At 68.9% G+C, this 13,541-nt stretch carries 8 protein-coding genes; 4 read left to right on the forward strand and 4 right to left on the reverse strand.

Annotated elements, in window-relative coordinates; all coding sequences use genetic code 11:
• Nucleotides 1–211 precede the first annotated feature (211 nt).
• Nucleotides 212–691, reverse strand: coding sequence for a regulatory protein RecX (locus AB0F43_RS01310; RefSeq protein WP_360468961.1), 480 nt, complete (start codon nt 689–691; stop codon nt 212–214).
• 1,669 nt (nt 692–2,360) lie between these two features.
• Nucleotides 2,361–3,434, reverse strand: a complete 1,074-nt coding sequence (gene recA / locus AB0F43_RS01315) for a recombinase RecA (protein ID WP_360468963.1) — start codon at nt 3,432–3,434, stop codon at nt 2,361–2,363.
• 249 nt (nt 3,435–3,683) lie between these two features.
• On the opposite strand from recA, the gene AB0F43_RS01320 reads away from it, so the two are divergent.
• From AB0F43_RS01320 to AB0F43_RS01330, 3 genes are all read left to right on the forward strand, one after another.
• On the forward strand, nt 3,684–4,463 hold the full coding sequence (locus AB0F43_RS01320; RefSeq protein WP_360468966.1) for a hypothetical protein: 780 nt from the start codon (nt 3,684–3,686) through the stop codon (nt 4,461–4,463).
• 40 nt (nt 4,464–4,503) lie between these two features.
• Nucleotides 4,504–5,067 carry a GrpB family protein gene (locus AB0F43_RS01325; RefSeq protein ID WP_360468968.1) on the forward strand — a complete coding sequence of 188 codons (564 nt, stop codon included), beginning with the start codon at nt 4,504–4,506 and terminating at the stop codon, nt 5,065–5,067.
• Between the two features lie 146 nt (nt 5,068–5,213).
• A complete protein-coding gene (locus AB0F43_RS01330; RefSeq protein ID WP_360468970.1) occupies nt 5,214–7,331 on the forward strand; it encodes an MMPL family transporter in 2,118 nt (705 codons plus the stop codon).
• A 23-nt stretch (nt 7,332–7,354) separates the two neighbouring features.
• Here AB0F43_RS01330 and AB0F43_RS01335 read toward each other — a convergent pair whose 3' ends face one another.
• Nucleotides 7,355–7,549: a DUF3046 domain-containing protein gene (locus tag AB0F43_RS01335; RefSeq protein ID WP_360468971.1), complete on the reverse strand. Its 195-nt coding sequence runs from the start codon at nt 7,547–7,549 to the stop codon at nt 7,355–7,357.
• Entirely contained in the window at nt 7,546–8,802 is a 1,257-nt protein-coding gene (locus AB0F43_RS01340; protein ID WP_360468974.1) for a hypothetical protein, read from the reverse strand. Before AB0F43_RS01340 ends, AB0F43_RS01335 begins: the two co-directional genes overlap by 4 nt.
• Before the next feature lie 98 nt (nt 8,803–8,900).
• On the opposite strand from AB0F43_RS01340, the gene AB0F43_RS01345 reads away from it, so the two are divergent.
• Nucleotides 8,901–13,541 (forward strand): ATP-dependent helicase, encoded by a 4,641-nt coding sequence (locus tag AB0F43_RS01345; RefSeq protein ID WP_360468977.1) that lies wholly within the window; start codon nt 8,901–8,903, stop codon nt 13,539–13,541.

The raw sequence follows: 13,541 nt of genomic DNA on the forward strand, positions 1-13,541 counted from the left end.
GACCCACACCGCAGGAACCAGCGACACTTACGGCCGAGCAGACAAACCTCAGGAAGTCACCGCACCCACCCAAGCCTGCCGAACTCCACCGGACGAATCAGCCGGACTCGCACCGACAAGGCCACACACTCAAACTCTCAGGAACTCGCCGGACTCCACCTGATGTGGTCGGACTTCGCGCCGAGAAGGAGTGGGCTCGCTTGCGAGGGGTTCAGTCGGGTTCGAGGCCGGAGGGGTCCAGAAGGGGAAGTTCTTCGTGCGAGGCGGAGAGTTCTTGTTTGACCACGGTCATGGCCAGGCCGCCGGGGTACCCCTTGCGGGCGAGCATGCCGAGGAGCCGGCGCATGGCGACTTCGCGATCCAGGGAGCGCATGGACTTGAGCTTTCGGCGTACCAGAGCGCGAGCGGTCTCCTCCTCCTGCTCCGGATCCAGCTCATCGAGCGCGTCGCGGGCCAGTTGGTCGTCCACTCCGCGGCGGCGGAGCTCCTGGGCCAGCGCCCGCTTGCCAAGACCGCGCCCACGGTGTCGAGACTCGACCCACGCATTCGCGAACGCGGCGTCATCGATCAACCCAACCTCGGTAAACCGATCGAGCACCTCGTCGGCCACGTCGTCCGGGATCTCCCGTTCAGCAAGCAACCCAGCCAGTTCGGCGCGCGTACGCGGCTGACCCGTCAGCTTGTCCAGCAAGATCGTCCGAGCCACCGAATGCGGATCCGCCACGCCATCGACCGCGGGATCCGCCGGCCCGTCCGGCCCCTCCGCCGTACGCCGCCTCCCCCGCCGCGACCCCCCGAACTGCCGCCGCGGCACCCCTGCACGCCGACTCCCACCCGCAACCCCGCCCTGACCTCCGAACTGGCCGCCGCGAGCCGCATCATCTTCGTCAGGTTCGCGCAGCTCACTGCCGCCCCGGCCTGGTGCCAGCTCCCGAGTCTCTTTCCCAACTCCGGCGTCAGCGTGACGCCTACCCTCAGCCGAAATGCTGTCTCCAGCCGAAGTCCTGCCTCCGCGCGCAGGCTTTATGTCTGCGCCCACCCCACCCCCAACTCGCGCCTCAGCCTCGGCGTCAGCCGCAGGTCCGCCCCAGTGGCCAGCCTCCGGAAGCTGATCCGCCCCAACCGCCGCACCCCCGGCATCAGCCCCGCTGCCCCGCGCACCGTCAGCATCCGAATCAGCCAGGTGTGCCGACCGCCCTCCCCCGACCGCTGCAGGGCCGGCTGAATGGGTCGCGTCCACGCCAGCGCGAGCCGACTGGTCGGTCCCGTCCATTGCAGGCCGAGCTGGACCGGCCGCGTCCACGCGGGCCGGCTGCTCGGTCGCGCCCACAGCAGGCCGAGCTGGATCGGCCGCGTCCGCGGCAGGCCGAGCTGGATCGGCCGCGTCCGCGGCAGCGCGAGCTGACTGGTCAGTCGCGCCCACAGCAGGCCCAGCTGGACCGGCCACGTCCACGCCAGCGCGAGCCGACTGGCCAGTCGCGCCCACAGCAGGCCGAGCTGGTTGGTCGCTTGTGTCCGTGCCAGCGTCTGGGTTCGCTTTGGGACGCCGTGGTTGGTACTGCGTATGGTCGGCCGCTTCGTCGTCCGGGTCCGCCCACGGATCGACGGACTTCGAGTGCGCCCCGCGGCCCCCGGTCACCTCTGAGGTCGGCCCCTCGTCAGCCGCAAAGGCCCTCGCGGCCGCCAACTGATCCTCAGAACTCGCGGCTCGTCGGACGCCGGCGGCACGGCGACCAGCACGTCCCGAATCGGTGGAAGCGTCGGCCGCGACGTCGCCCCAAGGATCCGCAGACCCGGAAGCTCGTCCGGCTGCGCCGGTACGGCGACCAGTGCGGCCAGACTCGGTGGAGTCCTCGGCCGTGGCTTCTGCCCAAGGATCCGCAGACCCCGCAGTTCGACGGATACCGCCCGTACGGCGCCTGGCACGACCCGACTCGGCCGAGACGTTGTCTTCGGGTTCGTCCCAGGGATCCGTGGTGCCTGGAGTTTGCCGGATTCTGCCGACACGACGGCTGGGGCGGCCCGACTCGGAGGGCTCGTCAGAGGTGACGTCCTCTGCCCAAAGGTCGTCGTTGCTCGCACTGCGCCTGACGCTGCCGGCGGTGTGGCGGGGCCTTGAGTAAGGGGCGCCGGGTACGGCGTCGTCCTCCACCGCTTGTGGATCGGCGGAGGCGCCTGCGCCGCTCTGTCGCCGACGCGGGCTGCGCACGGAGCCGTCGGTGGGTGAGGGGGTCGCACCTGGGCCCTGGGCCAGGAGGGCTCGGGCCAGGGCCAGTCGGTCGTCATGGGGTAATGACAGTGCCGCGGGGGCAGCGTCTTCGACGGAGTGCCGAGGATCGCTGCCGCCCGCGGGGGGTCGATCAGAAGTCGACATCGACCTCGGCCGTGGCGGCCTCGTCGGCCGGCTGGTCCAGCGTCGGACCGATGCCCATCTTCTCCTTGATCTTCTTCTCCAGCTCGTTGGCCAGATCGGGGTTGTCGCGCAGGAAGTTCCGCGCGTTCTCCCGGCCCTGGCCGAGCTGGTCGCTCTCGTAGGTGAACCAGGCGCCGGCCTTGCGGACGAAGCCCTGCTCCACGCCGAGGTCCAGCAGGCTGCCCTCACGGCTGATGCCCTGGCCGTAGATGATGTCGAACTCGGCCTGCTTGAACGGCGGGGCAACCTTGTTCTTCACGACCTTCACCCGGGTCCGGTTGCCGACCACGTCGCTGCCGTCCTTGAGCGACTCGATCCGGCGCACGTCCAGCCGGACCGAGGCGTAGAACTTCAGCGCCTTACCACCGGTCGTCGTCTCCGGTGAGCCGAACATGACACCGATCTTCTCGCGCAACTGGTTGATGAAGATCGCCGTGGTGCCGGTCCCGCTGACCGCTCCGGTCATCTTGCGCAGCGCCTGGCTCATCAGCCGGGCCTGCAGGCCGACGTGGCTGTCGCCCATCTCGCCCTCGATCTCGGCCCGCGGCACCAGCGCGGCCACCGAGTCGATCACGACGATGTCGATCGCGCCGGAGCGGACCAGCATGTCGGCGATCTCCAGCGCCTGCTCACCGGAGTCGGGCTGCGAGACCAGCAGCGCGTCGGTGTCGACGCCCAGCTTCCGCGCGTAGTCCGGGTCGAGCGCGTGCTCGGCGTCGATGAAGGCTGCGATACCGCCGGCCCGCTGAGCGTTCGCGACCGCGTGCAGCGCGACCGTCGTCTTACCCGAGGACTCAGGGCCGTAGATCTCCACCACCCGGCCGCGGGGCAGACCACCGATCCCGAGCGCGATGTCGAGCGAGATCGAGCCGGTCGGAATGACCTCGATCGGCGCCTTGCCCTGCTCGCCCAGGCGCATCACCGATCCCTTGCCGCACTGCCGCTCGATCTGCGTCAGCGCGGTCGCCAGCGCCTTCTCGCGATCCGCCGCCGCGCGCTCCGCACTCGCTGCACCAGCCATGTGACTGCCACCTGACCCATCTGCTTATCGGGGCCGCCATCCCAGCCGCCCAGAGGAAATCCTTGTCGCCAGAGAAGGTACGGGTTACCTCGGACAGTTTTCGTCGCCACCTGAAAGCTGTGGACAACTCGACCCTCCGGCGCACCTTCTGGAGTCCAAACTATCCCGAACACGTGTTCGAATCACAACCTGACACGCCGAGGTTGCCCTGACAACCATCCTGGCCCGTCGACTCCCTACGCTTGCGGCGTGGCAGACCGTCCAGACGTCCCCGACTCAGCCGTCGTCCTCGCGCTCAGCCGGGTCGAGTTCGGGATCGATTCCGTACTCGACGCGCTCCGTACCCAGGACCCGTTCGGCATCCGCAGCATCCTCAGCGACTACTCCGCCCAGGAGCAACCCAATCTGGCCGAGAAAGGCCTGATCCTGGCGATCGACCGGCTGCTGAAGATGAAGGTGCCCGGCCACGCCGAGTGGCCGTCACTGCCGCTGGCGGAGCGCTGTGACTGGTGGGTCGAGCGGCTCGGCGGGTTCGCCGCCGTCGTCGCGGGTCTCCCCCGCATCAGCGGTGCCGCCGCCGACCGGCTGCCCATCAAGGACACCCTCGGTGCGGCCGTCCAGGCCATGGTCATCGGCGCGGTCTGCCGCGAGTACGGCGTCGAGGCCCATGCCGACCGTACGGCGGTCATCGCACGCGTGCTCACGGACCGGCCGATCACGCCGGACGACGTACTCAAGTACGACGACCCCACCGCGGCCGGCGAGGACATCGCCAAGCAACTGGGACTCGGCGACGAGTCGGACGAGGCAGGACTGCGCAAGGGGGTCCGGCTGGTCTGGCGGATCAGCAAGCTGTTCGGTGGGCTTGGCAGGTCTTCGAGGAACGCCCACGCGGGAGTCTGGGTGCCAGGTTCATCGGCAAGCTCCCCGCCATCGGAGTGGTCGGCGGCTTCTTCGACGAGCGCAAGGGCATCCGTAAAGCGGCATACGCGGCCGCGGAGCTCCTCACCAGCAGCGCCTTCCGGGTGAAACCTGTCTGAGCACCGGGCAGGGCTGGGATGATCTCCGCATGACTGGGATCGTCATCGTGAGGGCGGACGAGAGTTGGCCGGCGCAGTACGAGAAGACCGCACGGGTGGTGAGCGACCTGCTCGGGGAGACGGCGCAGCGGATCGACCACATCGGGTCGACGTCCGTGCCTGGGCTGGCCGCGAAGGACGTCCTCGACATGCAGGTCACCGTCGAGACGGAACCGGAGCTGGATGACGTGGTGGAGCGGATGACCGCGGCCGACTGGGAGCTCCGCCCACCCAGGCGGGATCATCCGGTGCCTGGCCTGCCCGCCGACGACCTGCAATGGGTCAAGCGCCTGGTGGTGGAGCCGATGTACCGACGGCGGGTGAACCTGCACATCCGCGTCGCCGGGCGGGCCAACCAGCGCTATGCGTTGCTGTTCCGCGACTACTTGCGCACCCACCCCGAGACTGCTGCGGCGTACGGCGAGTTCAAGCGCCGGGCGGCGGCACTGCCGATCGAATCGGTCGGGGACTATGCCGACCTGAAGGACCCGGTCTGCGACCTCATCTATCTTCCCGCGGAAGAGTGGGCAGCCCGCACCGGCTGGACGCCCTGACCGACCGGGCAGCGAGACGCAGCGTGAGCGCACTACTACAGAGGGATCGTTGACCCTGTCCGGTGCGGCCCGTCAGGCTGGACCGGGGGGTGCGTCGTGGACAGTCCGACGTACGGGCGGGCGTCCCTCCAGGGGGCGTGGTCGCGGTGGGTGGAGCAGGTCGGCTGGCGGCGTTGCCGTGCGGCAAGGTGTCAAAGTGGATCGTGCTGGCGCTGTGGATCGTCGCCATGGCGGCGTCGTTCGGTCCAGCAGGCAAGCTGACTGGTGCTCAGGAGAACGATGCGGTGTCCTGGCTGCCGGGCAAGGCCGAGTCCACCGAGGTACTGAAGGCGACCGAGCAGTTCTCCTCCGCCGACGAAATCCCTGCCGTGTTGGTGTACGAGCGATCGGCCGGGATCACCCCTGCTGACCAGCAAGCGGTGGCACGACACGTGACGCAGTTCTCGCAATTGGAGGACGTCGACCGCGAGGTGGTCGGGCCGATCCCGTCCAAAGACGGCAAGGCGCTGCAAGTGCTCGTACCGATCAACGCCGGTTCCGGCGGCTGGGAGACACTCGGCGAGCGAGCGGATGACATCAGGCACGTGGCAGCCGATCGCCCGGATGGCATGTCGTTCCATCTGACCGGACCCGGTGGCTTCGCGGCTGACTCGCAGGAGGCGTTTGCGGGTATCGACGGCAAGCTCCTGTACTCCGCCGCAGCCGTGGTGATCATCATCCTCTTGCTGACGTACCGCAGTCCTGTGCTCTGGTTGCTGCCGCTGTTCTCCGCCGGGGTAGCTCTGTTCGCCGCTCAAGCGGTCATCTACTACCTGGCGACTGAGGCCGACCTGACGGTCAACGCGCAAAGCGCCGGCATCCTCACAGTGCTCGTATTCGGCGCTGGGACGGACTATGCCCTGCTCCTGGTGGCCCGCTATCGCGAGGAGCTCAGGAGACACGAGGACAGGCACGAGGCCATGGCGTTCGCGCTGCACCGGTCCGGCCCGGCGATCATCGCGTCCGGGTCCACTGTGGTCGCAGGCATGCTCTGCCTGCTGCTCGCCTCGATGAACTCGACCCGTGGCCTCGGACCGGTCGCAGCAGTCGGCATCGTCATCGCACTGGCCGCCATGTTGACTCTGCTGCCCGCATTGCTGGTCATCTGCGGTCGCTGGGTGTTCTGGCCGTTGCGGCCGACCTATGGCTCGGACGACCACACCGAAACGAGCGTGTGGGGTCGCATCGGGCGAAGGATCGCCGTACGACCGCGCCTGACCTGGATCACCACCACCGTCGTACTGGCCATCGCGGCACTCGGCATGCTGCGGCTGGACGCGAACGGACTCAGCAACGAGGAGTCCTTCATCGGTACGCCGGAATCCGTGGTCGGCGAGAAGATCCTGGCAGCCCACTTCCCGGCCGGCGCGGGCAACCCGCTGGTCGTGGTGAGCAACGCCGACAAGGCAGCAGAGGTCCGTACGGCGATCGCCTCGACGCAAGGTATCGCCGCAGTGGCCGAGCCACGCGTATCCGGTGGACTGGCCTATCTCGAGGGGACCATGACGGACGCGGCGGACACCCAGGCCGCGAAGGACACCGTGGATCGAGTCCGGACGGCGGTCCACGCAGTGCCCGGAGCCGACGCGCGGGCCGGCGGCGGCGCCGCGATCCTGCTGGACACGCAGCGGGCGGCCGACCAGGACAACAGGGTGATCATCCCTGTCGTACTGGCGGTGGTGCTGCTGATCCTCGCGCTCTTGCTGCGCTCGTTGTTCGCACCGGTGTTGCTGGTGGCAACAGTCGTGTTGTCCTTCGGCGCTGCGCTGGGCATCAGCGCGCTGGTGTTCGACGTCGTGCTCGGGTTCGGCGGTGCGGATGTGTCGCTGCCGCTGTTCGTGTTCGTCTTCTTGGTTGCCTTGGGCATCGACTACAACATCTTCCTGATGACCCGCGTGCATGAGGAGTCGAAGACGTACGGTACCCGGCGCGGTGCGCTGATCGGCGTGGCCGCGACAGGTGGCGTGATCACCTCGGCCGGGCTGGTGCTGGCCGGGACGTTCGCGGTGCTGGCGACCATGCCGGTGGTGGCATTCGCGGAGATCGGCATCGCGGTGGCGCTCGGTGTCCTGCTGGACACCATCGTCGTCCGCTCGGTGCTGGTGACCGCACTGAACCTCGACATCGGCCGGCACTTGTGGTGGCCGAGCAAGCTGGCGCAGAAGCGTGACTCGGAACCGGTCGACAACCTCCAGGAGCCGGAACCGGAGTTGACGACAACCTGAGCCGGGTCAGCAGCGCTAGTTGGTCAGCGCTCGCTGGGCGGGAGTTGCAGGTGGGCCCAGACGGCGCGCCAAACCGTCTTGGCGTGCTCGCCGTCCGCCAGGGCCTCGGCGACCGTCCGGCCGCCGAGCCCCTGGACGACCTGGGTCTCGGCCCAGGTGCGTGCGTAGGCGGGACCCAGATGGCGTTCCATCCGGTCCCAGAACTCCGTCAGTCTCATGCCTGCCCGTCGTCGTCCCTCGGTCGCTGTCCCCAACCACCCTGTGATCCGTCCTGCCCACCAGGCTGGTCCTGCTGAGTCGGACGACCCTGCTGCTGCGGGCCCCAGCCACCCTGCTGCGGCTGGCCCGGCTGTTGACCCCAGCCGCCCTGACCCTGCTGCGGCGGCTGCCCCTGCGGACCCCACTGACCCTGCCCCGGTTGGCCCTGCTGCGGCTGAGGCTGTCCAGGGTACTGCGGCTGACCAGGCTGACCGGAGTACGGCGCCTGACCCGCCTGACCGCCCTGACCAGGCTGACCTTGCCCCGGCTGACCGCCGTACTGCCCGGGCTGTCCGCCGTACTGGCCCGGCTTACCGGGCTGGCCGCCGTACTGGCCCGGCTGACCGGGTTGGCCGCCGTACTGGCCCGGCTGACCGGGCTGGCCGCCGTACTGGCCTGGCTGACCGGACTGTCCGCCGTACTGACCGCCCGGGCCGGGCTGCGCGTATCCGGTCTGCTGGCCGTACCCAGGCTGTCCGGGATACTGACCCGGCTGGCCGCCGTACTGCGGACCCCACTGGCCCTGCTGTGGCTGACCCGGGTACTGACCGTACTGCCCGTAGCCCTGCTGCGCCTTGGCCTTGCGGCTGCGCAGGACAAAAAAAACGACCGCACCGGCCGCCAGCAACAGCAGGACGACGATGAGGATGATCGCCCAAAGCGGGAAGCTGCTGCCGGCCTCGGAGGTCAGTGACACATTGCCGAGCTTGTCGAGGCTGTCGTACGTCGCCGTACGCCCGTCGACCTTGGCACCGTCGTCGTGCTCGATGATCTTGCCGGGCATGGTGATCTTGAAGTTCACCGAGGGCTGGCTGCCGGACGGCATGTTGCTGCCGAGGTTCGGCACCTTGACCGCGACCTTGATCTTGTCGCCCTCCTTGCGGAAGCCGACCCCATCACCGCTCGAGCTGCCCATCTTGTTGAACGGCACGCTCTCGAAGGTGCAGTTGGAACCGATGTACCGCTCGTCGTCGAAGGCCTTGCAGGTGACCCCGTCGGTGGTGGTCTCCTTGATCCCGTCCTCGATCCGCTCGCGGACCTTGTCGAGCGACTGACCGCTGGACTCCAGCAGCTGCTTGTCCACGCCGATCTGCATATTGCCCGAGACGGTCTCGTTCGACTTGACCTTCAGGTCGGCATCGAGTTTCACGCACCCGGTCAGGGCGACCAGGCAGGCCACGACGACGACCGCTGCACGTACGCGGTTGATCATGCGGCCGATCATTCCAGAAGCCGCGGACAACGCCTTCACCGGAGGGAAAACGCCTGGTCAGAGACGGGAAGTGAAAACTGTCCGAGGGAACCGGCAAGATGGACGACGTGAAGAAGACCAGCGCGTTGAGCCGGTTCTCGCCCGCGACCCGGGCGTGGTTCGGCGACGTCTTCGAGTCGGCCACCCCGGCCCAGCTCGAGGCGTGGGACGCCATCACCGCGGGCCGGGATGCGCTGGTGGTCGCCCCAACGGGTTCGGGCAAGACGCTGGCGGCCTTCCTCTGGGCGCTCGACCGGCTGGCCACGGCCTCACCGCCTGACGATCCGAAACTGCGCTGCCGGGTGCTGTACGTCTCGCCGCTGAAGGCACTGGCGGTCGACGTCGAGCGCAACCTGCGGGCACCACTGATCGGGATCCGCGAAACGGCGCGACGGCTCGGTGAGGCGCCGATCGACGTCGAGGTCGCGGTGAGGTCGGGTGATACGCCCGCCGGTGAGCGACGACGGTTCGCCACCCGGCCGTCCGACGTACTGATCACCACCCCTGAGTCGCTTTTCCTGTTGCTGACCTCGCAGGGACGCGATGCGTTGCGGGGTGTCGACACAGTGATCGTCGACGAGGTGCATGCGGTCGCGGGGACTAAGCGCGGCGCACACTTGGCGCTCACGCTGGAGCGGCTGGACTCCTTGTTGCCGAAGCCTGCGCAGCGGATCGGCCTGTCGGCGACCGTCCGGCCGGTCGAGGAGGTCGCGCGTTTCCTCGGTGGCGAGCGGCCGGTGACGGTGGTGCAGCCGAAGTTCACCAAACAGTGGGATCTGAGCGTCGTCGTGCCGGTCGAGGACATGGCCGAGCTGGCGAGCACCGAGGTCGAGACCTCCGGATCGGCCGCCGGTCCACCACAACACGCCTCGATCTGGCCGCACGTCGAGGAGCAGGTCTTCGACCTCATCTCGCGGCACCAGTCGACGATCGTCTTTGCCAACTCGCGCCGGCTGGCCGAGCGGCTCACCGCCCGGCTGAACGAGATCGCGGCCGAGCGGGCGGAGATGGAGCTGCCCGACGTCGGTTCGCCGGCTCAGCTGATGGCGCAGTCGGGCGCGTCGCTCGCGGCGCCGCCGCTCATCGCGCGGGCGCACCACGGTTCGGTCAGCAAGGAGCAACGGCTGCTGATCGAGGCGGACCTGAAGTCCGGGCGCCTGCCGTGCGTGGTGGCGACGAGCAGCCTCGAGCTCGGTATCGACATGGGGGCGGTCGACCTCGTCGTGCAGGTGGAGGCACCGCCGTCGGTCGCCAGCGGCCTACAGCGGGTCGGACGCGCCGGTCACCAGGTCGGCGCTGTGTCGCGTGGTGTCTTGTTCCCCAAGTTCCGCGGCGATCTGATCGACACGGCCGTCGTCGTGCAGCGGATGCGCGACGGACTGATCGAGAGCCTGCACATCCCAGCCAACCCGCTCGACGTACTGGCTCAGCAGATCGTGTCGATCGTCGCGTTGGACACGGTCGACGTCGACGAGCTCTTCGCGCTGGTACGACGCTGCGCGCCGTTCGCGACGTTGCCACGCTCGGCGTACGACGGTGTGCTCGACATGCTGTCTGGTCGCTACCCGTCGGACGAGTTCGCCGAGCTGCGGCCGCGGATCGTGTTCGACCGGGTGAGCGGAGAGATCTCCGGGCGGCCGGGCGCCCAGCGGCTCGCGGTGACGAGCGGTGGCACGATCCCCGACCGCGGGTTGTTCGGTGTGTTCCTGGTCGGCGAGTCGACGAACCACCGCGTCGGTGAGCTGGACGAGGAGATGGTGTACGAGTCGCGCGTCGGCGACGTCTTCACCCTCGGTGCGTCGAGCTGGCGGATCGAGGACATCACGCATGACCGCGTGCTGGTCTCCCCCGCGCCCGGTCAGCCAGGGCGGTTGCCGTTCTGGAAAGGCGACGCGGTGGGACGGCCCGCTGAGCTGGGCGCGGCGACCGGGGCCTTCGTCCGGAAGATGGCTGCGCTGCCGGCGGCCAAGGCGGTCGAGCGGGCCCGCGCGGCCGGACTGGACGAGTACGCGGCGAACAACCTGGTGTCGTATCTGGCTGAGCAACGGGACGCCACCAGCCGAGTGCCGGACGACGTTACTGTCGTGGTGGAGCGGTTCCGCGACGAGCTGGGTGACTGGCGGGTCTGCGTGCATTCGCCGTACGGCGGTCAGGTGCATGGACCGTGGGCACTGGCGATCGCGGCGCGGCTGCGGGAGCGGTACGGGATGGATGCCCAGTCGGTCTCGGGTGACGACGGCATCGTGCTGCGGTTGCCGGAGACGGACGAGCCGCCTCCGGGCGCCGAGCTGGTGCTGTTCGATCCAGCTGAGATCGAGGACGTGATCACCGCGGAGGTCGGTGGATCGGCGCTGTTCGCCGCACGGTTCCGTGAGTGTGCGGCACGCGCGTTGCTGCTGCCGCGGCGGAATCCGGGTCGGCGGTCGCCACTGTGGCAACAGCGGCAGCGATCCGCGCAGCTTCTCAGCGTGGCCAGCAAGTATGGCTCGTTCCCGATCGTGCTCGAGACTTTGCGTGAGGTGCTGCAGGACGTCTACGACCTGCCCGCGTTGAAGGATCTGCTCACCGGGATCAGTGAGCGACGGGTATCGGTCGTCGAGGTCGAGACGCCTGAGGCCTCCCCGTTCGCGAAGTCCCTGCTCTTCGGGTACATCGGCGCGTTTATGTACGAGGGCGACACACCGCTCGCGGAGAAACGTGCCGCTGCCCTCGCGCTCGACCAGAGCCTGCTCGCCGAGCTGCTCGGGCGGACGGAATTGCGCGAGCTCCTCGACGCCGAGGTCGTGCTGCGGACGGAGGCCGAGCTGCAACGCCTGGCCGAAGATCGCCGTGCTCGCAATGCCGAGGGATTGTTCGACGTACTGCGGATGGTCGGTCCGCTGTCGCTGTCCGAGGCGTCCCAGCGCTGTGTGGACGGTGTGGACACCGAGTCCTGGCTGACGGAGCTGGCGGCTGCCCGACGGGTGGTGCGCGTGCGGATCGCCGGCGAACACCGGTGGGCCGTCGTCGAGGATGTGGCTCGGCTTCGCGACGCTCTCGGCGTACCGCTTCCTCCTGGGATCGCGGAGGCACACGCGGAGCCGGTCGCGGATCCTCTCGGGGATCTCGTCTCGCGGTATGCACGGACGCACGGCCCGTTCCGTGCCATCGATCTCGCAACCCATCTGGGCATCGGCGTGGCCGTGGTCACCGATGCGCTGCGCCGGTTGAATGCGGCCGGCCGGGTCGTCGAGGGCGAGTTCCTGCCTGGCGGGATCGCGCTCGAGTGGTGCGACAGCGAGGTTCTCCGGTTGCTGCGGCGCAGGTCGCTGGCCGCACTGCGCAAGGAGGTCGAGCCCGTCGACCCGTCTGCCCTCGCACGCTTCCTCCCGGCCTGGCAGGGCATCACCAGCAGCCGCGGCCGTGGGTACGACGTACTGCTGGGTGCTGTCGAGCAGTTGGCCGGGTGTGCGGTTCCGGCGTCGGCGTTGGAGTCGATCGTGCTGCCGTCACGCGTGCCCGGGTATCAGCCGTCCATGCTGGACGAGTTGACCGCGACCGGTGAGGTCGTGTGGGCCGGTTCGGGTTCGTTGCCAGGCACGGACGGCTGGGTGTCGTTGCACCTCGCGGACAACTGCGATCTGACCTTGCCTGACCCCGATCCGGCATTCGAGATCGGTGAGACACATCAGGCCGTCCTCGACGCGTTGTCAGGCGGAGGTGCGTTCTTCTTCCGCCAGCTGAGTGATGCGGTCGGGGCCGCGGCCGGCGTGGTGGACGACGAGACCCTGGTCGGTGTGCTGTGGGATCTCGTCTGGGCGGGTCACCTGACGAACGACACGCTCGCGCCGGTCCGCTCACTCGTTGGCGGGGGTCGCGGCGCACATCGAACCCGCCGAACGACGCCACGGGCAAGACCGGGTCGCCCGCTGCGACCGGGGCGACCTGCGCTGCCGGCCCGGAGCGGACCACCGAATGCCGGCGGGCGATGGTCGTTGCTTCCGGCCCGTAATCCGGATGCGACCCGGCGGGCGCATGCGGCCGCCGAAACGCTGCTCGACCGGTACGGGATCGTCACGCGGGGGTCGGTGATCACCGAGCGGACTCCGGGCGGATTCGCGGCGGTCTACAAGGTGCTGAGCGCTTTCGAGGAGTCGGGGCGGTGCAGGCGCGGGTACTTCGTGGCAGGGCTTGGGGCGGCACAGTTCGCGTTGCCTGGTGCGGTTGATCGGCTGCGGGCGATGGCCGAGCTCGGCGGCGTCAGCGGTGCTGGGCCGAGTGGTGGTGCTGGGCCCAGTGGTGCCGGCGGTGGTGCTGGGCCTGGGCGCGGTCGGCGTGATGACGAGCCGGCGGCGCGGGCCGTCGTACTCGCGGCTTCTGATCCGGCGAATCCGTATGGCGCCGCGTTGCCGTGGCCCGAGCGCGAGAGTGCTGGTGGGCACCGGCCCGGCCGGAAGGCGGGAGCGCTCGTCATGCTGGTCGACGGCAAGTTGATCGTGTACGTCGAGCGCGGCGGACGGACGGTGCTCAGTTTCACCGAGGACCCGGATCTGCTCCAGCCTGCTGTCGATGCGCTTGCCCTGGCGATCAGGGACGGTCAGCTCGGCAAACTCAGTGTCGAGACAGCCGATGGTGAGCAGGTCCGACATACTGCGTTCGGCGACGCGTTGGCGAAGGCAGGGTTCCACGCGACGCCGCGGGGATTGCGATTGCGAGCCTGA

Origin of the sequence: Kribbella sp. NPDC023972 (assembly GCF_040639075.1) — a bacterium.
Lineage (GTDB): Bacteria > Actinomycetota > Actinomycetes > Propionibacteriales > Kribbellaceae > Kribbella.